We start from the raw sequence: 22965 nt of genomic DNA on the forward strand, positions 1-22965 counted from the left end.
GATTTTGGGCTGGCCTTGATTTTGAGCAAGACAGTTGCTTGTGTCGCGAAAGGGCCGCGCAGCGCCCCCAAGTAACATGCGTTTTAAGCACATTACCCCCACGCATTAATCGTTTGTTCCCCGTCCCTCCCTGCGACAAATTGTTCGCCATAACCCACAAGAAAACCGTTGCGCCAGCGCCGCCCCGTGCCCGCTCGCCAGCCCTTGTGGGCCCGTTCAACCCGCAAGCGGACACCTTCATGCGTACAGAACACAACTTCATCGACGGTCGCTTCGTCGTCGCCCCCGAGCAACCCGCCCTGAGCGTGTTCGACCCGGCCACCGACGTGCAGGTCGGCAGCGTCAGCGCCGCCAGCCCTGCCCAGGCCATCTTGGCCGTCGAAGCCGCCAGCCGCGCCCAGCGCAGCTGGGCTGCCCTGCCCTCGATCGAGCGTGCCCAGCACCTGCGCCGCCTGGCCGACGCCCTCGAAGCCTGCGCCGACGACATCGGTGCAGCGCTGGCCTGCGAATCCGGCAAGGCCCCCGGCGAAGCCCGCAACGAGGCGCTGTACGCCGCCGAGATCACCCGTTACCACGCCGAATGGGCACGCCGCATCGAAGGCGAAGTGATCCCCAGCGACACCCGCGACGAAACCATCCTGCTCAAGCGCGAAGCCATCGGCGTGGTCGCCTGCCTGATTCCGTTTAACTACCCGGTCTACACCTTGCTGCGCAAGGTTGCCCCGGCGCTGATCGCCGGTAACACCGTGGTCGTGCGCCCAAGCAACAACACCCCACTGTCGGCCTTCGCCATCGCCCGCGCCGTGCAGCAGGCGCAATTGCCCGATGGGGTGATCAACATCCTGGCCATGCAGCACGATGTCGCCGCCACCCTCTGCACCCAGACGGCGGTCGGCATGATCACCCTCACCGGCAGCGTACGCGCCGGGCGCACGGTGCTCGAATACTGCAAGGCCAACATCGCCAAGCCGTCGCTGGAACTGGGCGGCAAGACCCCGGCCATCATCGAGCCCGATGCCGACCTGGAGGCCGCTGCCGCCGCCATCGTCGCCTCCAAGACCACCCACTGCGGCCAACTGTGCACCGCCATCGAGCGCGTCTATGTGCAGGCCAGCGTGCACCAGCGCTTCCTCGCCCTGCTGCGCGACAAGTTCGCCGCCGTGCGCATCGGCAACCGCGCCGAGGATGCCGCCTGCATGGGCCCGCTGATCAGTGCAGGCTCGCGCGAGGAGATCCACGCCAAGGTGCAGCGCGCCGTGGCGGCCGGGGCCCGTATCGAAGCCGGCGGCTACCTGCCCGAGGGCCCGGGCAACTTCTACCCGGCCACGCTGCTCAGCGGCTGCCGCCAGGACATGGAGATCGTCCAGGAAGAGACCTTCGGCCCGGTGCTGCCGGTAGTGGCCTACGACACCCTCGACCAAGCCCTGGCCATGGCCAACGACCACCAGTTCGGGCTGTCGTCGGTGCTCTACAGCGAGAACTACCGCAGCGCCATGAAGCTGGCCAACGCCATCGAAGCCGGCGAGCTGTACGTCAACCGCACCCCTGCCGACCCCTACCAGGGCTACCACGCCGGCTGGAAACGCTCGGGGTTGGGCGGCGATGACGGCAAGCACGGCATGCTCGAATTCACCCAGACCCGCCTGGTGGTCCTCAAGTACTGACCCGCGCAGGGCACGCTGCCTGCGTGCCCTGCTCCACTGCCCTGCGACAACCCCGACGACAGATCCGCCCACGAGAACAACAATGAAAAAAACAATAAATACCGAGGCGCTCAGCGTGCCCAGCACTTCTGCCAACTTCTCGCGCTACCTGCAACTGGCCCTGCTGGTGCTGGCCGCTGGCGCCATCTACCCGATGCTGTACCTGCGCCAGGTGTATCAGAGCACCATGCTCGAGGCGCTGTCGATCAGCAACAGCGAGCTGGGCTACCTGTACTCGATCCTCGGCACCGCCTTCCTGGTCAGCTACCTGCCCAGCGGCTGGCTCGCCGACCGCATTTCACCGCGCTTCCTGATCAGCTTCTCGCTGGTCGGCACCGGCCTGCTCGGCGTCTGGTACGCACAGTTGCCAGGCTTCGAAGCGCTGCTGGCGATCTTCTGCGGCTTTGGCATCACCACCGGCCTGACCTTCTGGGCCTCGCTGATCAAGCGGGTCAAGATGATCGCGGGCGAAAGCGAACAAGGCCGCTTCTTCGGTGTGCTCGATGGCGGCCGAGGCCTGGTCGAGGCGCTGCTGGCGACCATCGCCATCGCCCTGTTCGCCCAGGTCGCCGACAGTGCCGGCGGCAGTGCCGTGGGCCTGACCCGGGTCATCCACTTCTACGCCGCCTGCTGCGTGATCCTGGGCCTGGCGCTGATGCTGGTTCGCGACCCGCAGGTCAAGGCCGACACCATCAAGGCCCGCGAAAAGGCCAACCTGCTGCACGACCTGCGCACCCTGATGGCGATCCCGGAACTGTGGCTGGTCACCGCCATCGTGTTCTGCGGCTACCACTTCTTCTGGGCCACCTACAGCTTCTCGGCCTACCTGCAAGAGGGCGGCTTCGGCCTCAGCGCCACCGCCGCCGGCCTGATCACCACCATCAAGCTGTGGATGCGCCCGCTGGGCGGCATCGGCGGCGGCTGGCTGGGTGACCGTTTCTCCAAGACCGGCGTGCTGGCCTGGGCCATGGTCCTCGCCGCCGTCGGCATGATCGGCCTGATCGTGCTGCCGAGCCTGCGGGTGCTGGGCGTGCTGGTGTTCCTGGTGATCTTCATCGGCCTGATGACCTACGCCATCCGCGGCCTGTACTGGGCCATCCTCGACGACTGCCAGGTGCCGCTGCGGGTCACGGGCCTGGCGATCGGCATCATCTCCCTGGTCGGCTACTCGCCGGACGTGTTCCTGCCCCTGCTCAACGGCTGGATCATCGATCACTTCCCAGGCTTCCTCGGCTACCAGATCTACTTCTCCTACGTCGTGGTGATGGGCCTGCTCGGCGTCGTCGCCACCCTCATCCTGAACAAACGCATCAAGTCCAAGGCGGGCAAAGCATGAAGATCGTATCCCTGCAAACCCACGTGGTGGCCGTGCCACCGCCGCATGTCGGCGGCATGTACTGGCTGTTCGTCACCCTCAAGACCGACTGCGGCATCGAGGGCGTCGGCGAGATCTACGCCGCGACTTTCCACCCGCGCGCCATGGTGCCGGTCATCGAGGACGTGTTCGCGCGCTACCTGCTCGACCAGGACCCGCACCATATCGAGCGCTTCTTCCGCCGCGCCTACTCCAGCGGTTTCACCCAGCGCCCGGACCTGACCATGATGGGCGTGGTCAGCGGCCTGGAAATGGCCTGCTGGGACATCATCGGCAAGGCCGCGAACAAGCCGGTCTACGAGCTGCTCGGCGGCCAGGTGCACGAGCGCCTGCGCTCCTATACCTACCTCTACCCGGTCAACGCCCAGGGCGAGTACGACTACAGCGACCCGGACCTGGCCGCCGAGTGCGCCGTGCAGAATATGCAACTGGGCTTCACCGCGCTGAAGTTCGACCCGGCCGGCCCCTACACCGCGTTCTCCGGCCATCAGCTGTCGCTGGAGGTGCTGGAGCGCTGCGAAACCTTCTGCAAACGCATCCGCGAAGCGGTGGGTAACCGTTGCGACCTGCTGTTCGGCACCCACGGGCAAATGGTCCCGTCGTCGGCGATCCGCCTGGCCAAGCGCCTGGAAAAATACGATCCGCTGTGGTTCGAAGAGCCGATCCCACCGGGCCAGGAAGAGGCCATGGCCCAGGTCGCGGCCAAGACCAGCATTCCGATTGCCACCGGCGAGCGCCTGACCACCAAGTACGAGTTCTTCAAGCTGCTGCAGGCGGGCGGTGCGTCGATCCTGCAGATGAACGTCGGGCGCTGCGGCGGCCTGCTCGAGGGCAAGAAGATCGCCAGCATGGCCGAGGCCTACTACGCGCAGATCGCCCCGCACCTCTACAACGGCCCGATCGGCGCGGCGGCGAGTTTCCAGCTGGCGGCCTGCACGCCGAACTTCCTGATCCAGGAAAGCATCGGCACCTGGGATGGCTTCCACGCCGAAATCCTCAACAAGCCTCTGCAATGGGAGGACGGCTACATCATCCCGTCCCGCGAGCCGGGCCTCGGGGTCGAGCTGGACATGGACGTGGTACGCCGTCACTCAGGCTACGAAGGCGAGCGCCTGCACCTGCAGATGGCGCCGCATCCGGTCGACGTCAAGGACGCCTCGCCGGCCAAAGGTTGAGCGTCAAGCCGCCCCGGCCTCGGGGCGGCCCTCTATTCACAGGGTTAGCGATACATGAACGATTTTGACTACATCATCGCCGGCGCAGGCTCGGCCGGCTGCATCCTCGCCGCGCGCCTGAGCGAGTCGGGGCGCCACAGCGTGCTGCTGCTCGAAGCCGGCGGCAAGGACAGCTCGCCATGGTTCAAGCTGCCGGTGGGCTTCGCCAAGCTCTACTACAACCCCACCTTCAACTGGATGTACTACACCCAGCCCCAGGCCCATCTGGCCGGGCGCAACCTGTATGCACCGCGCGGCAAGGTGCAAGGCGGCTCGGGTTCGATCAACGCGATGATCTACGTGCGCGGCCAGGCCCATGATTTCGATGACTGGGCCGCCAATGGCGCCGAGGGCTGGTCGTTCAAGGACGTGCTGCCGTATTTTCGCAAGCTCGAATCGCACCCGGCCGGGGCCAGTGAATACCACGGCGCCAACGGGCCGATCGGCATCACCCCGATGAAAGGCCAGGCCCATCCGATCTGCGATGTGTTTCTCGAGGGTTGCAAGCAACTGGGCTATCCGCGCAGCGAAGACTTCAACGGCAAGCACTTCGAAGGGGCCGGCATCTATGACGTCAACGTGCGTGATGGACGACGCAGCTCCAGCAGCTTCGCCTACCTGCACCCGGCGCTGGGTCGTCCGAACCTGCACATCGAGCATCACGCCTTGGTCGAACAGGTGCTGCTCGAGGGCAAGCGCGCGGTCGGCGTACGCATTTCGCAGAACGGCATGGCGCGCGAGTTCCGTGCCCGGCGCGAGGTGATCCTGGCGGCCGGTGCGGTGGACACGCCAAAGATCCTGCAACTTTCCGGCATCGGCGACCGCGCCCTGCTCGACCGGCACGGCATCGACACCCGTCACCACTTACCGGCAGTGGGCAAGAACCTGCAAGACCACCTGTGCGTGAGCTACTACTACAAGGCCAATATCCCGACCTTGAACGATGTGTTCGGCTCGCTGCTGGGCAAGCTGCGGCTCGGCCTGCAATACCTGCTGACCCGCAAGGGGCCGCTGGCGCTGAGCGTCAACCAGTCCGGTGGGTTCTTCCGCAGCGATGCCCAACAGGCGCACCCGAACCTGCAGTTATACTTCAACCCGCTGTCGTACCAGATTCCCAAGAACAACAAGGCCAGTCTGCAGCCGGAGCCTTACTCGGGTTTCCTGCTGTGCTTCAATCCGTGCCGACCGACCAGCCGCGGCGAAGTCCGCATCGCCTCACGCGATCCGCGTGAGCCTGCGCTGATCGATCCGAACTACCTGAGCACGCAGAAAGACATCGACGAGGCCATCCAGGGCAGCCGTCTGATGCGCTCGATCATGCAGGCCCCGGCGTTGCGGGCGATCACGGTCGAGGAAGTGCTGCCGGGCCCGGCAGTGGACGATGACGCGAGCATGCTGCAGTACTTTCGCGAGAACTGCGGGTCGATCTATCACCTGTGCGGCAGTTGCGCGATGGGCAACGACCCGTCGACCAGCGTGGTGGACGCGCGGTTGGCGGTGCATGGGCTGGACGGGCTGCGCATCGTCGATGCCTCGGTATTCCCCAATGTGACCTCAGGCAATACCAACGCAGCAGTGATGATGGTGGCAGAAAAAGGGGCAGACCTGATTCTCGAATCGGTCGAGCAGAGTGCCCCGATCCTGGCAGAGACTCAACGACGCTCGGCCTGAGCGGCACAGGCGAATCGGGCGAGCTGCACGGCAGCTTGCCCGGTTTTAGTGAGTAAAAACGCGACTCCACGCCATAAAACAATCCATTTGCATACTAAATTCAGCGCCAATCATCCATTTGAGCGAAGAACGCCTGAGCATTCGCCTCCAGGCTCTGCAGGTGATAGCCGCCCTCCTGCACGATCAGGCATGGCAGCCCCAGCTCGCGAATCCGCTCGCCAAGCGTGGCGAAGCCCTGGGTCGTGACCGCCACCTTGCTCTGCGGATCGAGTTCGTAGATATCGAAACCGAGCGACAGCACCAGCACCTCGGCATCGAAATCCTTCAGCGCATCCAGGGCAATGTCCAGTTGCGCCAGGAAGTCCCCCTCGCTCGCGCCATGGGCCATCGGCAAGTTCAGGTTGTAACCCTCGCCCTCGCCTGCGCCACGCTCATCGGCAAAGCCGGCCACGCCCGGGTAGAAGTTGGTGGGATCACCGTGCACCGAGACATACAGCACATCGCTGCGCGTGTAGAAGATCTCCTGGATGCCCTGGCCGTGGTGCATGTCGGTGTCCAGCACGGCGACCTTGTGGTAGCGCTCGCGCAATACTTGAGCAGCGACGGCCGCATTGTTGAGGTAGCAGAAACCGCCTGCGGCATCGAAGCGCGCGTGGTGCCCCGGCGGACGGCACAGGGCGTAGGCCGCACGTTCGCCGTCAAGAATCGCCCGGGCCCCGGCGACCGCACTCTGCGCCGACCAGTAGGCCGAGCGCCAGGTCTGCTCGCCCACCGGGCAACTGCCATCGGCCAGGTAGCGCGCCGCCTGGGCCAGGATGCCGCGCAAGGCGTTGGGCTCGCGCACGAAGATGTTCGACATCACTTCGTCGCCCCAATCCTCGGGCACTTCTTTCCAGCGCGCGTGCGCCTCCTGGAGGAAGGCCAGGTAGGGCTCGCCGTGCACCGCGGCGAGCGGCGTCAGGCCGGCATCCTGCGGTTGGCGGATGTCCATGTCCAGGTCGCGGGCCGCTTGCAGTAGGCGCTGAGCGCGCTCAGGGACTTCCTGAGGGGTGCGCATGGCACCACGGGAGTAGTAGCTGCGCGGATGGTGCAGCAGTTGTTCGGGGTGAAAATAGCAGCGCATCAGGCCTCTCCTGGTTCGACACGGCCGGCACGGGCCAGCACGGCGTTGAGCAATACATCGGCGCCGTTACGGGCGTCGTCGGGCAGCACGTCTTCGGCTTCGTTGTGGCTCAGGCCGCCCACGCAAGGGATGAAGATCATGGCTGTCGGGCAGTAGCGCGCCAGCAGAATCGCATCGTGCCCGGCGCCACTGACGATCCGCTGCTGGGTATGGCCGAGGGCATCGACCGCGTGCTGCACCGCCGCCACGCACTCGGCATCGAACGGGGTGGCCGGGCTGACCCAATGCCGCGCGACGCTCACACGCAAGCCGCGCTGGGCGGCGACAACCTGCAGCAACTCACCCAGTTGACGTTCCATGGCCTCGATGGCTTCGTCGCGGTGATGGCGCAGGTCGACGGTAAAACGCACCACGCCCGGGATGGTATTGCGCGACGCTTTGCCGATGGACAGCTCGCCCACCGTGGTCAGGCCTTCGGGGGCGAAGTCGGCCGCCAGTTGCTCCACCGCCTGGATCATCCGCGCGGCGCCATACAACGCATCCTTGCGCAGCCCCATCGGCGTGGTGCCAGCGTGGGCGGCCATGCCCTGGACCGTGACGTCGAGCCAGCGAATCGCCTGACCGCCCGTCACCACGCCAATGCTCTTGGCGTTGTCTTCCAGGATCGGCCCCTGCTCGATATGCGCCTCGAAATAGGCGTCCACCGGCCCGCCCAATGGCCGCTCACCGGCATAGCCAGTGGAGGCCAGCGCCTCGGCGACGCTGATACCATCGGCATCCTGGATCGCCAGGGCCTGCTGCAGATCGAGCACGCCAGTGAACACCGCCGAGCCGAACATCGCTGGGGTGAAGCGTGCGCCCTCTTCATTGGTCCACACGGCGATTTCCAGCGGCTTGCGGGTGTGGATGCCGAGGTCGTTCAAGCAGCGCACCACTTCCAGGCCGGCCAGCACTCCATACACGCCGTCGAAGCGTCCACCTTCAGGCTGGGTGTCCAGGTGGCTGCCCATCATCACGGGCGCAGCCTGTGGCTCGAGGCCGGGGCGTCGGGCGAACAGGTTACCGATGGCATCCACCGACAGGCTCAGGCCAGCCTCGCGGCACCAACCGACGAACAGCTCGCGGCCGGCCTTGTCGTCCTCGCTCAAGGCCAGGCGGCAACTGCCGCCACGGGCGGTAGCGCCCACCTCGGCCATGGCCATCAGGCTCGCCCACAGGCGTTCGCCATTGCTTTTCAACATCATGGGTACTCCAGTCGAATCGGGATTTCAGGCCAGCTCGAGGCGCTGGCTGTGGGCATACTGGCGCGCCAGGGCCAGTACACAGACCAGCGAGATGCTGGCGATCAAGGTGTAGAACAGCGCCATCGGCCACCAGTGGCCGCTGAACTGATGGGCAAGCCAGGTGCCGATCAACGGCGTCAGGCCACCGGCGATGGCGCCGCACACCTGGTAGGCCAGGGAAATCGCGGTGTAGCGCACGCGCGTCTGGAACATGCCGCTGACGAAGCCAGCAATCACCGCGTAGAACGACGCCATGCACGCAGCCGCCAGGGCGATACCGAGCACGATCAGCGGCCCCTGCCCGGAGCTGACCAGCACGAACATCGGGTAAGGCGAGGCCATCGCCAACAGCGCCATCAGGGCAAGGAAGCGGGTGGCGCCGAGCTTCTCCGACAGCCAGGCCGCGATGGGCTGCACACAGAACTGGATGATCGCCACGAAGAACAGGCATTCGAGGATCAGCGAGCGCTCCAGGTGCAGCTGCTGGGTGGTGTAGCTGATCATGAAGGTGTTGGTGAAGTAGACGCCGGCGATGCCCAGCGTATTGGCACCGATGCACAGCAACAGCGGACGCCAGGCGGTACGCAGCACCTCCAGCACCGGCGCCTGCTCCTTGCGCTGGGCCTTGAGCGCCTGTTCGCGGCTGGCGATGAACTCCGGCGACTCGTTGACCCCCAGGCGAATCGCCAGGCCGACCAGCAGCAACAGCGCACTGGCCAGGAACGGCAGGCGCCAGCCCCAGCTCATCAGGTCTTCTTCCGGCAGGCGGGTGACGGCGCCAAAGGCCAGCAGCGAGAGGATCAGCCCCGCCGGGCTGCCCAGTTGGGCGAACGATGCGAAGAAGGTACGCCGGCCCTTGGGCGCATGCTCGCCCGCCATCAACACCGCCCCACCCCACTCGCCACCCACGGCGATGCCCTGGACGATACGCAGCAGGATCAACAGCACCGGTGCGGTGGCGCCGATCTGTGCGTAGGTCGGCAGCAGGCCGATCCCGATGGTGACCACCCCCATCATCAGCAGGGTGATGACCAGGGATTTCTTGCGCCCGATGCGGTCACCCACATGACCGAACACGATGCCGCCCAATGGCCGGGCGAAAAAGCCGACGGCGAAGGTGCCGAAGGCCGCCATGGTGCTGAACAGGCTGTTGTCGGAAGGAAAGAACAAGGCACCGAACACCAGGGCGGCGGCGGTGGCGTAGATGTAGAAGTCGTACCATTCGATCATGGTGCCGATGAACGCGGCGGCCGCGGCCCGGCGCGGCTGGGGCGAAGCGGAAGGCTGCATGGGGCTGGCTCCTTTGCTTGTTGTTCTGGCAGGAGTTGAGGGTCACGGTGGCGCTCTCTGGCGCTTGGTCTTGCTGCAGGGGTGGCCTTTTCGCGGGCAAGCCCGCTCCCACTGGCCCTCTGCATGCCCTTGATTTATCTACCCGGGGCTATGATTAGTCAATTTTCTATTTATTATTCGAACTATTAGCCATGCTTATCATTCGAGCCCATCATGTCCGACCGCCTGCTCAACGACCGCCTCGACTGGAACCTGCTGCGCACCTTTCGGGTGATCGGCCAGGAACTCTCCATCAGCCGCGCCGCCGCTCGCCTGCACCTTACGCAACCGGCCGTGAGCCAGGCGCTCAAACGCCTGGAAGAACAACTCGGCCGCCAGCTCATCGCCCGCCGCGGCCCACGCTTCGTGCTCACCGAAACGGGCGAGCAACTGTTCCAGCTCGCCGGCGAGGTGTATGGACAGATGTCGCAGATCGGTGGGCTGCTGGAGCAACCTGCTGACGAAGTGGTGGGCAAGGTGCGGTTGCTGATGATCAGCCGTATCGTCAGCGAGCGCTTCGACGACTTTCTCGCCGACTTTCATCGCCAGCACCCTCGGGTGGAGTTGGAAATCGACGTGATGCGCAGTTCCGACATCGTCGCGGCCCTGCAGGAAAAGACCGCCACCGCAGGCCTGAGCCTCAACCGCCGTGCGCAACCGCGCCTGGAGCAGCGCCTGTTCCTGCGCCAGCGCTATGCCTTCTTCTGCGGCAAGCACCACGCACTGTTCGGCGCCCAGGAAGGCGACCTGCAACGGGAGAATTTCGTCAGTTTCACCAGCGACCAGATTGGCGGCATGCTCTCGCCATTGACCATCTTCCGCGACCAGCAAGGATTCTCCGGGAGGATCGTCGCGTCCTCCCCGAGCCTTGAAGAGGTGCGTCGGCTGGTGATCGCAGGGTTCGGTATAGGCTGCCTGCCCGAGCATGTGGTGGCAGCGGATGTGCAGGCCGGGTTGCTCTGGAAGCTGGCGCCGCATGAAGGCATTGCCGATGTGGATATCCACCTGCTGTGGAACCGCGAGCAACGCTTGAGTCGGGCAGAGGGGGTGTTTATCGAGGCGTTGCAGCGGTGCCTGGAGGTGTGATTGTCGAGTGTTCTCAGGTGGCTGGACACCGTGATGGCAGGAGCAACGGCCTCATCCAACAATCTAAAAGCCAGCTCAATTCCTGTGGGAGCGGGCTTGTCCCGCGATGGGCAGCCCTGTTGACCCACAGGCAAAAGTGATTGTCCCGACCGCTACTTTTTCCCAAGCCACCTGCTGCCGAGAATCTCCCGGCTTCATTTCACACCTCGGAGATTCCATGAAAGCGTTCAAACCCCTGCTTCTGGCCACCGCACTGGCCGCAACCGCGCACAGTGCACTGGCCGCCGACTGGCAAGCCTCGCCCTATGGCGCACAGGATGAAATCGGCGCCGCCAACCTGCTCACCCCCGAGGTGGTCAAGCAGGCCGCCGAGTTGATCAAGACCGGCAAGACCTACCCCCTCGCCGTGCCGGTGAGCAAGGACCTGCCGGCCTTCCGCCACCGCAGCTTCCACCTCTACAACATCCAGCCCGGCGAACAGGCCGGCCAGACCCTCGGTCGCAACAAGTTCACCTTCAACGATGAACTGGTCAACGGCTGGACCGGCGTCGGTACCCAGCTCAACGGCATCGGCCATATCGGCATCGACAACGTCTACTACAACGGCAACAAGGCTGCCGATTTCGTCACGGTCGAAGGCGTGACCAGGCTGGGCATCGAAAAGGTGCCGCCGATGGTGACGCGCGGCGTGGTGCTGGACATGACCGCACACTACGGCAAGGCCATCGTTCCCGGCGGCACCGCGTTTACCGTCGCCGACATCCAGGCCGTGCTGAAAAAGCAGCACATCACCCTGCGCAAAGGCGATGTGGTGCTGTTCAACACCGGCTGGCTGGAGTTGATCGGCAAGGATAACGCGCAGTTCCTCGCCACCGAGCCCGGCATCGACCTGCCGGCTGCGCAATGGCTGGCCGACCAGGGCATCGTCGCCTTCGGCGGTGACACCTGGGCCTCGGAGGTGTATCCGAACCCCACGGGCGAAGAGTTCCCGGTCAACCAGTTCATGCTGGCCAAGCGCGGCATCTACAACCTCGAGCTGATCGATACCCGGGCGCTGGTCAAGGACAAGGCCTTCGAGTTCATGTTCGTGCTTGGCCAGCCGCTCTACAAAGGCTCGACCCAGGTGAACATCAACCCGGTGGCGATTCGCTGATCGAGGCGCTGCGGCCCGCCCTGTCTACAGGGTGGATCACACGTTCGGCCACTGTTCCAGCAGGATCGAGACGAACTTCTCCGCCGCTGGCGACAATGAGGCGCCGCGGCGATACACAAGGCCCAGCGTGCGAGTCACCTCAGGCTCGATCAGCGGCACGCTGACCAGGGTCGGGTGATCGGCCGCCGGCATCGCCAGGCTCGGCATCGCCGACACCCCCAGCCCAGCCTCGACCATACCTAGCGAGGTCGACAGGTGCTGCACCTCGTAGAACCATTTGGGCCGCAGCCCCAATCCCGACAGCGCGTGGTCGAGCAGCATGCGGTTGCCGCTCAGCCGCCCTACCCCGATCAGCCGGTGCTCTGCCAGCTCCGTCCAGCTCACAGACACGCGCCCGGCCAGCACATGGTCACGCCGACAGGCCAGCACGAACTGCTCCTGCACCAGTGGGACGAACTCGATGTCCGGATGCTGCCCGCTCATCATGTTGATCCCGAAATCGGCCTCGCCACGCAGCACCGCCTCAAGCCCATCGTTGGCACTGAGGTCGAGCAGGCGGATGCGAATCTTGGGGTACTGCTCGTTGTAGAGGCGAATCACCGAGGGCAGGAAATAAAACGCTGCCGTGGGGATGCAGGCCAGAGTCACCTGCCCGGTCTGGCGCTCGGCCAACTCGCGAATGCTCAGGATCGAATCCTCGAAATCGTCCAGCAGGCGCCGGGCCTTGGGTAGAAAGTCACGCCCGACACTGGTCAGCCCGACCCGCCGCGTGGTGCGTTCGAGCAAGGGTGTCCCAAGGCCATCCTCGAGCTTCTTGATGCGTCGGCTCAAGGCGGGCTGCGATAAATGCAAAAACTCCGCTGCCTCGTGAAAACTACCCAGTTCGGCGATTTTCACGAAAGATCGTATGTCCTGAAGTTCATATTCCATGCTGATTCTCTTTCAGACACTGGCCGTCAATTTATTTATAAAACGCAATAATAGCGACGATATTTGCATTGGATTGATTTATCCACCCCTGTCACTCTTGTCTCAGACACATCAATGATGCCCATTGATCAACAAGAGTTAGATTTCATGCAACGAATTCCTTGTGTGCTCATGCGCGGCGGGACCTCCAAAGGCCCCTTCTTCCATGCCTGGGACTTGCCGTCCAATATCGTCGAGCGCGACGAGATGCTGATATCCCTGATGGGCTCTGGCCATGAACTGGAAATCGACGGCATTGGCGGTGGCAGCCCACAGACGAGCAAAGTTGCGATCATCAGCCCTTCACTGCACCCCGATGCCGATGTCGATTATCTGTTCGTGCAGGTGATGGTCGCCGAGCGCCGTGTCGATACTGCGCCCAACTGCGGCAATATGCTGTGCGCGGTCGGGCCCTTCGCCATCGAACAAGGGCTGGTCAAAGGTGACGACGGCCAGACGCTGGTGCGCATCCGCAACCTCAATACCGGTACATTCGTCAACTCGCTGGTACAGACGCCTGGCGGCATCGTGCGCTACGAGGGTCGTACCGCCATCGACGGCGTTCCAGGTACAGCCGCCCCCGTGCACCTGACATTCCTCGATGCCGTCGGCAGCAAGACCGGCAGCCTGTTCCCCACTGGCCAGTCCCAGCAGGTGATCGATGGCGTACCAGTCACCTGCATCGACATGGCCATGCCGATGATGATCGTCGACGCTCGGCACCTGGGGCTTGAGGGCAGCGAGAGCCCGGCTCAACTGGACGCCGATGCAAAGCTGCTCAAACGCCTCGAAGCCCTGCGGCTGAAAGCCGGCCGGGCCATGGGCCTGGGAGATGTGAGCAACATGGTGATCCCAAAGCCGGTGGTCGTGTCTGCCCCACGCTTCGACGGCACGCTGCAGGTTCGTTACTTCATGCCGCACAACTGCCACCGGGCGCTGGCGATCACCGGCGCGATCGGCCTGGCCACTGCCTGTGTCAGCCCGGGCACAGTGATCGGCGACCTACTCGGCGAACAGGCCCAGGCCCTGCGTGAGGTACGTCTGGAGCATCCAAGCGGGGTCATCGACATCGCCCTGTCGCGCTCCGGTGCCGATGGCCAGACCTTGCAAGCCTCGGTGGTACGGACCGCACGCCGATTGTTCTCGGGGTTCGTCTACGCACCGTCCACGCGGCGACTCGCAGGCTAAGCCCGATTTAGCTCCATCCAGCGCATCCGCACAACTTCAATAATGGGTGATGCCTTATGAAAGTCATGAAATCGCTGTACTTCCAGATCCTCTGCGCCGTCCTGCTAGGCGTAGTGGTCGGACACTTCTGGGGGCAACAGGCCGTTGCGCTCAAGCCGCTGGGCGATGCCTTCATCAAGCTGATCAAGATGATGATCGCACCCGTGGTGTTCTGCACCATCGTCACCGGCATCGCCGGCATGACCGACCGCCGTTCGCTGGGTCGGCTGATGAGCAAGACCTTGTTGCTGTTCCTGGTGTTGACCGTGGTCAGCCTGATCATCGGCCTGGTCGCGGTGTACCTGTTCCGTCCAGGCGTGGGCATGAACATCGACCCAGCGACCCTCAGCACTGCGGGCCTGAGCCAATACACCACCTCCGCCGCCAAACTGGGCGTGGTGGACTTCTTCATGCATATCATCCCCGAGACCTTCATCGGTGCCTTCGACAAAGGCGAAGTGCTGCCGGTGCTGTTCATCGCCGTGCTCTGCGGTTTTGCCCTCTCAGCCATGGGCGAATCCGCAAGGCCGGTGCTGGAGGTGCTGGAGTCAGCCTCGCAGATGGTGTTCCGCATCTTCGGTTACCTGATGCGCTTCGCCCCGATCGGTGCCTTTGGCGCGCTGGCCTTCACCGTGGGCCAGTACGGGATCACCTCACTCGGCGCCTTGGCCAAGCTGATCGGCACCTTGTACATTGCCTGCGCCTTCTTCGTGATAGTGGTGCTGGGCGGCATCTGCCGGGCACATGGCTTCAGCCTGTGGAAGCTGCTGCGCTACCTGCGCGAAGAGTTCCTGGTGGTGTTGGGGACATCGTCCACAGAGCCGGTGCTGCCACGCATGCTGGAAAAGCTCCAGGCTCTTGGCTGCAAGAAAGGCGTGGTGGGCCTGGTGCTACCGACCGGCTACTCGTTCAACCTCGACGGCACCGCGATCTACCTGTCGCTGGCCGCGGTGTTCATCGCCCAGGCCTGCAACATCGACCTGAGCCTCGGCCAGATCCTGACCATGCTGGCGATCATGCTGCTGTCGTCCAAAGGGGCTGCAGGTGTGACCGGCAGCGGCTTCGTCGCCTTGGCTTCGACCCTTACGGTCATCCACGACATCCCGCTGGCCGGCCTTGCATTGCTGATCGGTATCGACCGCTTCATGTCCGAGGCGCGGGCCCTCACCAGTCTGGCGAGCAATGCGGTAGCCACCGTGGTCATTTCGTTGTCGGAGAACGCCTGCGACCGTGAAACGCTCATGCGCACCCTGGCCAACGGCAAAGCCGACACCCCGGCCGAGCAGGCCTGGCAGCCTACCCAGGCTGCAACCCCACCCCATCGTACTCACTGACATTCACCTCACTTGATCCCCCGCCTCGGGCGGGGGCTGGCGGACGCCTGCGCGCCAGGCGACCATGACGACAATAAAAACAAGAGAAACGACCCATGCTTGCACTCCTAGGCCTGGTCATGGTGGTGACCTTCACCTACCTGATCATGAGCAAACGCCTGTCCCCGATCGTCGCGCTCACTGTGGTGCCGATCGTCTTTGCCCTCATCGGCGGCTTCGCCCCGGACCTGGGCAAAATGATGCTCGACGGCCTGAAGATGGTTGCGCCTTCAGCCGCCCTGCTGCTGTTCGCCATCCTGTTCTTCGGCCTGATGATCGATGCCGGCCTGTTCGACCCGCTGATTCGCAAGATCCTCAAGCGGGTCAATGGCGACCCGATCAAGATCGCCATCGGCACCGCGCTGCTGTCACTGCTGGTGGCCCTCGACGGCGACGGTACCACCACCTACATGATCACCTGTGCGGCGATGCTGCCGCTGTACAAGCGCATCGGCATGAACCCGATGATTCTGGCCACGATTTCCATGCTGTCGCTGAGCATCATGAGCGGCATGAGCCCTTGGGGTGGCCCGGCGACCCGCGCTATCGCCGCGCTAGGCCTGGATGCGACCGAGTACTTCATCCCGATGCTGCCGACGGTGATCGGAGGTGCCGCATGGGTGGTGTTCACCGCGTTCCTGCTCGGTCGTGCCGAACGCCGACGCATCGGCAACGTGGCGCTGGAGTCCGGGGGCGGCAACTGCTACATCAAGGAGATCCTCGGCGATAACCCGCACAAACGCCCACGCCTGGCCTACGTCAACCTGGTGCTGGTGATCATCGTGATGAGTGCCCTGGTCATGGGCCTGATGCACGCTGCGATCCTGTTCATGATCGGCTTCGTCGCGGCACTGATGATCAACTACCCGCAGCTCGAGGTGCAGAAAGAACGCATCCTCGCCCATTCCGGCAACGCCATGACCGTGGTGCTGCTGGTGTTCGCAGCGGGCATCTTCGCCGGCATCTTCTCCGGCACCAAGATGGTCGATGCGCTGGCCCAGACGCTGGTGGACTGGATCCCAGAGGCCTGGAGCCACTGGTTCCCGCTGGTGGTGGCGCTGACCAGCATGCCGCTGACCTTCGTGCTCTCCAACGATGCCTACTACTTCGGCGTGGTGCCGATCCTGGCCAACGCTGCGGCAGCCTACGGCATCGATCCTGTGGAGATTGCCCGGGCTTCGGTGCTCGGCCAACCGGTGCACCTGATGAGCCCGCTGGTGGCCTCGACCCTGCTGCTTGTGGGCATGGTCGACCGCGACATCGGTGACTTCCAGAAGGCCACGGTGAAATGGGCGGTGCTGACCTCGCTGGTGATCACCGCGTTGGCGCTGCTCACCGGCGCCCTGTCCTTCTTCGTCTGAACCACTGCGCGGCGCCAACTGGCGCCCGCCCTCTGTGCGACCCACATTAGAGTACCGATCATGTCTCGAATCGTTCTGCGAGGGGCCGGCTGTGCCCTGCTCTGCGGCTGCATGCCAGTTGCTGGCGCTGCCGGTTTCATCGATGACAGCACACTGAAGCTGCAACTGCGCAACGTCTATTTCAACGAGAATTTCCGTGACGAACACGGCATGAGCAGCCGTGCTGCCGCCAACGCCAAGAGCGAACGAGTGGAATGGGCCCAAGGCTTTCTGCTCGATTATCAATCCGGCTATACCCCGGGTGTCCTGGGGCTTGGCATCGATGCGTCGGGCCTGCTTGGCGTACGCCTGGACTCTGGTCGTGGACGCAGTGGCACAGGCCTGCTGCCGGTGCACGACGACGGCCACGCCGCCGAAGAATTCGCCAGCGCCGGCGTCACTGCCAAGGCACGCCTGGGCAAGACAGTCGTCAAGCACGGAACACTGCTGCCCAAGACCCCCGTGCTGGTCTACAACGACGCCCGCCTGCTGCCGCAGACCTACCAGGGCAGCCAACTGGTCAGCAACGACCTCGACAACCTCACCCTCACATTCGGACATCTGGATCGCTTCAAGCTACGCGACTCATCGAACAGCACCGGGCTGTTTCTGGACGGCTACAGCGGTCGCGAATCTGGCGATTTCAGCTACGGCGGCGCCGACTACGCCGTCAGCAAGCAATTGCGCCTGAGTTACTTCCACGGCGAGTTGAGCGACTTCTACCGCCAGGACTTCGCCGGCATTCAACATGACCTGCCGCTGGGCGGGGGCACGCTTGCCAGCGACCTGCGCTATTTCAGGAGCCGCGACGACGGCGCGGCCCAGGCCGGACGCATCGACAACCACATGCTCAGCGGGCAACTGACCTACAGCCACAGCGGCCATGCCTTCGGCACCGGCTACCAGGTGCTGCGCGGCGACGCCGGCCTGCCCTACATCAGCGGCGCGACCGTGTATTCGTTCAGCAACGTCGGTATCGGAAAATTCATCGAGGAAGACGAAAAGACCTGGATGGCCAGCTATGCCTACAACTTCGCTGCCGCAGGGGTTCCCGGACTGACCTTCATGACCCGCTACCTCAGTGGCGACAACCACCGCTCAGGCGAAGACGGGTTGCGCGAATGGGAACGCGACGCGGAACTGGCCTACGTTGTGCAATCCGGACCGCTCAAGGGCTTGGGCGCCAAGCTGCGCAACTACGTGTACCGCTCGGATTTCGCCCGTGGCCGCGATAGCAATCGGCTCTACCTGACCTACGATATCGTGCTTTGGTGACCGATGCCGGTATCGATCGATACCGGCAAATCACGCCTCGGCCGAGGGCACACAGCCCTGGTAACGTCGTTCGAAATCTTCTGCCAACTGCGCCAGGGTCACGCTCCCCAGGCGCTCGAGCAGCAGCGCCTGGGCTGCATTGAAGGCGTCGGTCAGCGCGGCGTTCACTGCCTGCTCGACCAGGCATTGCGGGTGATCGGTCGCAAGGCCAATGGCGAACAACGTCGAAGCCCCCAGTGCTTGATGGATGTCCAGCAGGGTGATCTGTTCCAGCGGGCGGGCCAATGTCCAACCGCCGCGGTGGCCCTTTTCGGACTGCACATAGCCCTGCTTTTTCAAAAGCCCCATGGTGCGCCGCACCACCACCGGGTTGGTGCCAAGCATCTGCGCAAGGGTTTCGGACGTTGCAGGCTGTTCGTGCCGCGCCATGTGAATCAGCACGTGGAGCATGCGGGACAGGCGGGTGTCGTTTCTCATGGGAGGGCAATCGTCGAGGAAGGTGCGCGCAGTATCGCCCGACACAACAAAGGTTACGAGACACTTGACGCGCCCATTTACGTAACTTACGTTGTGTCGAGACTTTCCCGGAGAACCTCCCATGCAATTCGATGTGATCATCGTTGGCGGCAGCTACGCCGGTATCTCGGCCGGCCTGCAACTGGCGCGGGCACGGCGCAAGGTGCTGGTGATCGATGCCGGGCAGCGGCGCAACCGCTTCGCCCGCAACGCCCACGGCTTCCTCGCTCAAGATGGCACCGACCCCGCCCTTATCGCTCGTCAGGCACGCGAGCAGTTGCTTGCCTACCCGAGTGTCGAGTGGCTTGCACAGGCAGCCGTCGAGGCCAGCAAGGCTGACCAAGGCTTCGCGGTCACCTGCGCCGATGGCCAGACCTTCACCGGCGCACGGTTGATACTGGCCACCGGTGTGGTCGATGAACTGCCGGATGTCCCCGGTCTGCAGGAGCGCTGGGGCCGCAGCGTGGTGCATTGCCCGTACTGTCATGGGTATGAAATGGGAGGTGCGGCGATCGGCGTTCTGGCCGCCTCACCCTTGGCCATGCACCACGCATTGCTGGTCCCCGACTGGGGGCCGACCACCTTGTTCCTCAATCAGATCTTCGAGCCCGATGCCGAGCAGCAGGCGATGCTCGACAAGCGCGGTGTGGTGGTCGAGCGCGAAGCGGTGATATCGGTGGGCGGCGAGCACGCCGAGGTGACCTTGGCCAGCGGCCGGGTGATAGCCCTGGCGGGCCTGTTCACCCAGCCACGCACGCGTATCGCCAGCCCGCTGGCGCAGCAGTTGGGTTGTGCCCTGGAGGCTGGGCCGACCGGCGACTTCATCAAGGTCGATGCCTTGCGCGAAACCAACGTGTCAGGTGTGTTCGCCTGCGGCGATGCGGCAGTGGCCGCAGGGAACGTGGCAATTGCGGTGGGTGATGGTGCCCGCACTGGCGGTGCAGCGCATCAGTCGCTGATCTTCCGTTGACCGATCGAGGTCGATGCCGGGTCAGGCAAACACCTCTTCGATAAAGCGCTCCAGCCCCTCGGCCTCGAGGATCTCGATCGAAAAGTGCCCGAACTGCTTGGGCAACCAGATGATCCGCCCGCCTCCCGGCGCTTGCAGGTCATTCCGGGCCAGCGGGTTGCCATTTTCGTCCTCGGGCTGAACACCTTGCGCCATCAGCTGGTCGTACACCACCTCGATGTCCGGGGTCGAGTAGCAATGGCGGTAGATGGTGCCCTCCCCCTGGGTCTCGAGCAGCGTCTTGAGATTGCCTGCCAGCGGCTGGACAAGCATGAAACGCTCCGCCCCCATCAGCACCACGGCGTAGCGCACATGCAGACCGCCGCGCTCCCAGACCTGGGTTTTCGAGATCCGCGCACCGAGTACCCGTGCGTAATACGCACACGCGCCCTCGAGGTCGCTGACCAGTACATCGACATGACTGAATTTCAGATCCATTGCTTCACTCGCTTTGCGGGGGAACAGTCTGGCGGGAAAGGGGAATCAATCTTCCATGGGCCTCAACCCCGCGTCCATCGTTGTTTACATAAGCCAGGCTAATCGGCCATCAGCAACATTCGCTCTACTGATCGGTACCGGCAAGGCACACTGGCGAACTTTTCAGACGCAGAGCTCCCCCATGTCAGGCGAAAAATCCCTCACCGCGCTGCTGCGCGGCATGAGCCCCAAACTCAACCCCGGCGAATACGTGTTCTGCACCGTGGCCGACAGCGCAGCTTTGCAGGGCAGCGAAGTGCTAGGCAGCTTCCGCGAGCAGGAAGGCTTGACCGCGATCCTCGACCGTTCACGCGCCGATGCGCTGGGCCTGGAGTACAGCTTCGTCGCGGCCTGGATCACCCTGACCATCCACTCCGCGCTCGATGCCGTAGGCCTCACTGCGGCCTTCGCCAGCGCACTTGGAGAAGCGGGCATCAGTTGCAACGTGATCGCCGCCTATTATCACGACCATATCTTTGTCGCCAGCAGCGACGCCGCCCAGGCGATGGCAGTTCTCCAGGCGCTGTCGCGCGGTGGCGATACACACTGAAGAGGGCTCGTGCAGCGTTGGCGAATTCGGCTATCGTCTGACCTCCCCCAGACCCGCTCGGACCGCCGCACATGCACATTGTCATCCCCGACGACTACCAGAATGTGATCCGCACGCTCGACTGCTTCGCCCGCCTGGGCAACCACCAGGTCACTGTCCTCCATCAACTGCAACCGGCCACCGAGGACCAGCTCGTCGAGCGCTTTGCCGATGCCGACGCGCTGGTGCTCACCCGCGAGCGCACGCGCATCGACGCCGCGCTGCTCGATCGGTTGCCCAAGCTCAAGCTGATCAGCCAGACCGGCAAGGTATCCAGCCATCTGGACCTGGCAGCCTGCACCGCACGTGGCGTTGTCGTGACCGAAGGCCGCGGCTCGCCGGTGGCGCCGGCGGAGCTGGCATGGACGCTGATCCTCAACGCTCGCCGTCAATTGGTGCCGGCGATCGATGCCTTCAGGCAAGGGCGCTGGCAGGTCAACCTGGGCCAGGCCCTGGCGGGGCAGACCTTGGGGATCTGGGGATACGGCAAGATCGGCCAACGCCTGGCGCGCTACGCCCAGGCCTTCGACATGCCGGTGCTGGTTTGGGGCAGCGAGGGCAGCCGCGCGGCTGCCCAGGCCGATGGCCACCGGGCTGCAGCCTCGCGCGAGGCGTTCTTTGCCGACGCCGACATTGTCAGCCTCAACCTGCGCCTGTCCGACAGCACTCGCCACCTCGTGACCGGCGATGACCTGACACGCATGAAGCCCGACGCCTTGCTGGTGAACGTCAGCCGCGCCGAGCTGATCGCCCCGGGTGCCCTGCTCGCGGCGCTGGACAATGGACGCCCGGGCTTCGCTGCACTGGATGTGTACGAGAGCGAACCGCTGCTCGACCCTGCCCACCCCTTGCTCCAGCACCCGCGCGTGCTGTGCACGCCGCACCTGGGGTATGTGGAGAAGGCGGGCTACGAGCTGTACTTCGGTGATGCTTTCGACAATGTGCGGGCGTTTTTCGAGGGTGCGCCGATGAATGTGGCCAATCCGGATGCGCTGGGGCGTGGTCGCTGAGCACAGCCTGGACTTGCCGCAAGCGCCGCGATAAAGAGCTAATTCCTACAGCGGACTACTCCACGTCCGACAGAGAGCCATGACCACAGAGAAATACCCTACGCAACCTGTCGACTCCCGTCTGATTGTCCTGGGGAAGCCTGGCCAATAGGCTTCCCCGGTCGCTGGTGTTCAGCGACCGGGTGTGGAAACCCGGATACATGGAAAGCGGCAGCCCTTTATGGCAGCTGTGCGCGGGAGGTCTTCGGACCTACCGGGGTTTTCCGTGTACCCGGCTTTCCACCCCGTGAACAGCTGCCACCTTGTGGGAGCGGGCTCGCCCGCGAAAAGTACACCGCGGTGTCTGCTTCGCGGACAAGTCGCAGCCGCAAACCAGCGCTCCCACGACCAGATAACGTACCGCGATACGTATCACGCAATCATCGATGCAGCCGCAGGTCCTGGCAGCGCAACCGCCCAAATGGCACGCCACACAGAATTAGCGGCACAATGCCTCTATCGCCTGATTCAGCTCTCCACAATCGGATACAGGACCCGCCGATGCAACAACCGGTCAGAACACTCAACGCCGCCAACATCCAAGCGATCAAGCAGGAGTTCGAAAACAGCCTCGCTTGCATCGGCGCCTCGATACAGGGCCAAAGCGGCGTGCAGTTGCTGACTTCGATAAAGCGGGTAAAGGTCGGTACAGGCCCCTACCCCGACGTCACGCTGTTCGAAGCGGCCAACAGGATCATGTCCGATCTGGTCATTCTCAATGGCGTCGCCGGCCTTCTGCGCGAAGCCACTTTCCCGTTCACCGAATACACCGTTGAATTTGGCAATGAGGACAAGAACGGCTATGACATTCGTGCCAGTTCTCCGACCGAGACGTTGATCGGTGAGGCCTTCAATGTGGCGCCATCCTTCTTCCAGGGCAAGAAAGCCACTGCGCTGCAGAAACTGCGCAAGGCGTCGACACCCGCACGCTATCGCATCCTGATGTTCAATGCCGACGCCCGCCCTGCCCGCTATGCCGCCAAACATGAGCCGTTCGTCTACCACGTGTGCGTTGATATCGAACGCGGTGACATCGACGTGCAGGCAGGCAAGAACTGCCTGGACTTCCTCAAGCAACAGCGCAGCCCGATCGAGGCCTGCTGATCGTAAACCCTCCCAACCTCCCACCTTCATTGCAGGACTC

The 22965-nt window shown here is 63.9% G+C and carries 20 protein-coding genes; 14 read left to right on the plus strand and 6 right to left on the minus strand.

Annotated features, from left to right (window positions below):
* Positions 1 to 239 precede the first annotated feature (239 nt).
* From aldA to HU729_RS00165, 4 genes are all read left to right on the plus strand, one after another.
* Positions 240 to 1664: an aldehyde dehydrogenase gene (gene aldA / locus HU729_RS00150; RefSeq protein ID WP_186707729.1), complete on the plus strand. Its 1425-nt coding sequence runs from the start codon at positions 240 to 242 to the stop codon at positions 1662 to 1664.
* 82 nt (positions 1665 to 1746) lie between these two features.
* Positions 1747 to 3039 carry an MFS transporter gene (locus HU729_RS00155; RefSeq protein WP_186707731.1) on the plus strand — a complete coding sequence of 431 codons (1293 nt, stop codon included), beginning with the start codon at positions 1747 to 1749 and terminating at the stop codon, positions 3037 to 3039.
* Complete coding sequence (locus HU729_RS00160; RefSeq protein ID WP_186664132.1) at positions 3036 to 4253, plus strand: mandelate racemase/muconate lactonizing enzyme family protein; 1218 nt, start codon at positions 3036 to 3038, stop codon at positions 4251 to 4253. Before HU729_RS00155 ends, HU729_RS00160 begins: the two co-directional genes overlap by 4 nt.
* Positions 4254 to 4307: 54 nt before the next feature.
* Positions 4308 to 5963 (plus strand): GMC family oxidoreductase N-terminal domain-containing protein, encoded by a 1656-nt coding sequence (locus HU729_RS00165; RefSeq protein WP_186707733.1) that lies wholly within the window; start codon positions 4308 to 4310, stop codon positions 5961 to 5963.
* Between the two features lie 100 nt (positions 5964 to 6063).
* On the opposite strand, the gene HU729_RS00170 is transcribed toward HU729_RS00165, so the two are convergent.
* Genes HU729_RS00170 through HU729_RS00180 form a run of 3 tightly spaced genes read right to left on the minus strand, consistent with a single transcriptional unit; the run spans position 6064 to position 9659 of the window.
* Entirely contained in the window at positions 6064 to 7086 is a 1023-nt protein-coding gene (locus HU729_RS00170) for a histone deacetylase family protein (protein ID WP_186707735.1), read from the minus strand.
* The gene (locus HU729_RS00175; RefSeq protein ID WP_186707881.1) at positions 7086 to 8327 is read right to left on the minus strand and encodes a Zn-dependent hydrolase; all 1242 of its coding nucleotides are present in this window, start codon (positions 8325 to 8327) and stop codon (positions 7086 to 7088) included. Before HU729_RS00175 ends, HU729_RS00170 begins: the two co-directional genes overlap by 1 nt.
* A 27-nt stretch (positions 8328 to 8354) precedes the next feature.
* Positions 8355 to 9659 carry an MFS transporter gene (locus tag HU729_RS00180; protein WP_186707737.1) on the minus strand — a complete coding sequence of 435 codons (1305 nt, stop codon included), beginning with the start codon at positions 9657 to 9659 and terminating at the stop codon, positions 8355 to 8357.
* Between the two features lie 213 nt (positions 9660 to 9872).
* Here HU729_RS00180 and HU729_RS00185 point away from each other — a divergent pair, with 213 nt between their 5' ends.
* Together HU729_RS00185 and HU729_RS00190 are read left to right on the plus strand one after the other, a co-directional pair.
* Complete coding sequence (locus tag HU729_RS00185; RefSeq protein ID WP_054895604.1) at positions 9873 to 10784, plus strand: LysR family transcriptional regulator; 912 nt, start codon at positions 9873 to 9875, stop codon at positions 10782 to 10784.
* 217 nt (positions 10785 to 11001) lie between these two features.
* Positions 11002 to 11937, plus strand: coding sequence for a cyclase family protein (locus HU729_RS00190; RefSeq protein WP_186664127.1), 936 nt, complete (start codon positions 11002 to 11004; stop codon positions 11935 to 11937).
* Between the two features lie 36 nt (positions 11938 to 11973).
* Here the strand turns inward: HU729_RS00190 and HU729_RS00195 are convergent, their stop codons facing one another.
* Positions 11974 to 12867, minus strand: a complete 894-nt coding sequence (locus HU729_RS00195) for a LysR family transcriptional regulator (protein WP_186664126.1) — start codon at positions 12865 to 12867, stop codon at positions 11974 to 11976.
* Positions 12868 to 13014: 147 nt separating this feature from the next.
* Between HU729_RS00195 and HU729_RS00200 the strand changes: the two genes are divergently transcribed.
* The 4 genes from HU729_RS00200 to HU729_RS00215 all read left to right on the plus strand — a co-directional run bounded on the left by HU729_RS00200 (position 13015) and on the right by HU729_RS00215 (position 18181).
* On the plus strand, positions 13015 to 14094 hold the full coding sequence (locus HU729_RS00200; RefSeq protein ID WP_186707739.1) for a 4-oxalomesaconate tautomerase: 1080 nt from the start codon (positions 13015 to 13017) through the stop codon (positions 14092 to 14094).
* 56 nt (positions 14095 to 14150) lie between these two features.
* Positions 14151 to 15467: a C4-dicarboxylate transporter DctA gene (gene dctA, locus HU729_RS00205; RefSeq protein WP_186707741.1), complete on the plus strand. Its 1317-nt coding sequence runs from the start codon at positions 14151 to 14153 to the stop codon at positions 15465 to 15467.
* 95 nt (positions 15468 to 15562) lie between these two features.
* Complete coding sequence (locus HU729_RS00210; protein WP_186664122.1) at positions 15563 to 16867, plus strand: citrate:proton symporter; 1305 nt, start codon at positions 15563 to 15565, stop codon at positions 16865 to 16867.
* A 60-nt stretch (positions 16868 to 16927) separates the two neighbouring features.
* Complete coding sequence (locus HU729_RS00215) at positions 16928 to 18181, plus strand: OprD family porin (RefSeq protein ID WP_186707743.1); 1254 nt, start codon at positions 16928 to 16930, stop codon at positions 18179 to 18181.
* Positions 18182 to 18211: 30 nt separating this feature from the next.
* Here the strand turns inward: HU729_RS00215 and HU729_RS00220 are convergent, their stop codons facing one another.
* Entirely contained in the window at positions 18212 to 18658 is a 447-nt protein-coding gene (locus HU729_RS00220) for an Rrf2 family transcriptional regulator (protein ID WP_186707744.1), read from the minus strand.
* A 121-nt stretch (positions 18659 to 18779) separates the two neighbouring features.
* Between HU729_RS00220 and HU729_RS00225 the strand changes: the two genes are divergently transcribed.
* Positions 18780 to 19667 carry an NAD(P)/FAD-dependent oxidoreductase gene (locus HU729_RS00225; protein WP_186664116.1) on the plus strand — a complete coding sequence of 296 codons (888 nt, stop codon included), beginning with the start codon at positions 18780 to 18782 and terminating at the stop codon, positions 19665 to 19667.
* 21 nt (positions 19668 to 19688) lie between these two features.
* Here the strand turns inward: HU729_RS00225 and HU729_RS00230 are convergent, their stop codons facing one another.
* A complete protein-coding gene (locus HU729_RS00230) occupies positions 19689 to 20144 on the minus strand; it encodes a VOC family protein (RefSeq protein WP_186707746.1) in 456 nt (151 codons plus the stop codon).
* A 181-nt stretch (positions 20145 to 20325) separates the two neighbouring features.
* Between HU729_RS00230 and HU729_RS00235 the strand changes: the two genes are divergently transcribed.
* From HU729_RS00235 to HU729_RS00245, 3 genes are all read left to right on the plus strand, one after another.
* Complete coding sequence (locus tag HU729_RS00235) at positions 20326 to 20733, plus strand: ACT domain-containing protein (RefSeq protein WP_186664112.1); 408 nt, start codon at positions 20326 to 20328, stop codon at positions 20731 to 20733.
* A 71-nt stretch (positions 20734 to 20804) separates the two neighbouring features.
* A complete protein-coding gene (locus tag HU729_RS00240) occupies positions 20805 to 21782 on the plus strand; it encodes a D-2-hydroxyacid dehydrogenase family protein (RefSeq protein ID WP_186707748.1) in 978 nt (325 codons plus the stop codon).
* Between the two features lie 540 nt (positions 21783 to 22322).
* Complete coding sequence (locus HU729_RS00245) at positions 22323 to 22925, plus strand: hypothetical protein (protein ID WP_186707750.1); 603 nt, start codon at positions 22323 to 22325, stop codon at positions 22923 to 22925.
* The last annotated feature ends 40 nt before the right edge of the window (positions 22926 to 22965 follow it).

Source organism: Pseudomonas sp. RW10S2 (assembly GCF_014268985.1).
Lineage (GTDB): Bacteria > Pseudomonadota > Gammaproteobacteria > Pseudomonadales > Pseudomonadaceae > Aquipseudomonas > Aquipseudomonas wayambapalatensis.

Excerpts from the sequence above, each read along its gene's own strand:
- aldA (WP_186707729.1), top strand. The coding sequence starts at position 240 with ATGCGTACAGAACACAACTTCATCGACGGTCGCTTCGTCGTCGCCCCC.
- HU729_RS00155 (WP_186707731.1), top strand. The coding sequence starts at position 1,747 with ATGAAAAAAACAATAAATACCGAGGCGCTCAGCGTGCCCAGCACTTCT.
- HU729_RS00160 (WP_186664132.1), top strand. The coding sequence starts at position 3,036 with ATGAAGATCGTATCCCTGCAAACCCACGTGGTGGCCGTGCCACCGCCG.
- HU729_RS00165 (WP_186707733.1), top strand. The coding sequence starts at position 4,308 with ATGAACGATTTTGACTACATCATCGCCGGCGCAGGCTCGGCCGGCTGC.
- HU729_RS00170 (WP_186707735.1), bottom strand. The coding sequence starts at position 7,086 with ATGCGCTGCTATTTTCACCCCGAACAACTGCTGCACCATCCGCGCAGC.
- HU729_RS00175 (WP_186707881.1), bottom strand. The coding sequence starts at position 8,327 with ATGTTGAAAAGCAATGGCGAACGCCTGTGGGCGAGCCTGATGGCCATG.
- HU729_RS00180 (WP_186707737.1), bottom strand. The coding sequence starts at position 9,659 with ATGCAGCCTTCCGCTTCGCCCCAGCCGCGCCGGGCCGCGGCCGCCGCG.
- HU729_RS00185 (WP_054895604.1), top strand. The coding sequence starts at position 9,873 with ATGTCCGACCGCCTGCTCAACGACCGCCTCGACTGGAACCTGCTGCGC.
- HU729_RS00190 (WP_186664127.1), top strand. The coding sequence starts at position 11,002 with ATGAAAGCGTTCAAACCCCTGCTTCTGGCCACCGCACTGGCCGCAACC.
- HU729_RS00195 (WP_186664126.1), bottom strand. The coding sequence starts at position 12,867 with ATGGAATATGAACTTCAGGACATACGATCTTTCGTGAAAATCGCCGAA.
- HU729_RS00200 (WP_186707739.1), top strand. The coding sequence starts at position 13,015 with ATGCAACGAATTCCTTGTGTGCTCATGCGCGGCGGGACCTCCAAAGGC.
- dctA (WP_186707741.1), top strand. The coding sequence starts at position 14,151 with ATGAAAGTCATGAAATCGCTGTACTTCCAGATCCTCTGCGCCGTCCTG.
- HU729_RS00210 (WP_186664122.1), top strand. The coding sequence starts at position 15,563 with ATGCTTGCACTCCTAGGCCTGGTCATGGTGGTGACCTTCACCTACCTG.
- HU729_RS00215 (WP_186707743.1), top strand. The coding sequence starts at position 16,928 with ATGTCTCGAATCGTTCTGCGAGGGGCCGGCTGTGCCCTGCTCTGCGGC.
- HU729_RS00220 (WP_186707744.1), bottom strand. The coding sequence starts at position 18,658 with ATGAGAAACGACACCCGCCTGTCCCGCATGCTCCACGTGCTGATTCAC.
- HU729_RS00225 (WP_186664116.1), top strand. The coding sequence starts at position 18,780 with ATGCAATTCGATGTGATCATCGTTGGCGGCAGCTACGCCGGTATCTCG.
- HU729_RS00230 (WP_186707746.1), bottom strand. The coding sequence starts at position 20,144 with ATGGATCTGAAATTCAGTCATGTCGATGTACTGGTCAGCGACCTCGAG.
- HU729_RS00235 (WP_186664112.1), top strand. The coding sequence starts at position 20,326 with ATGTCAGGCGAAAAATCCCTCACCGCGCTGCTGCGCGGCATGAGCCCC.
- HU729_RS00240 (WP_186707748.1), top strand. The coding sequence starts at position 20,805 with ATGCACATTGTCATCCCCGACGACTACCAGAATGTGATCCGCACGCTC.
- HU729_RS00245 (WP_186707750.1), top strand. The coding sequence starts at position 22,323 with ATGCAACAACCGGTCAGAACACTCAACGCCGCCAACATCCAAGCGATC.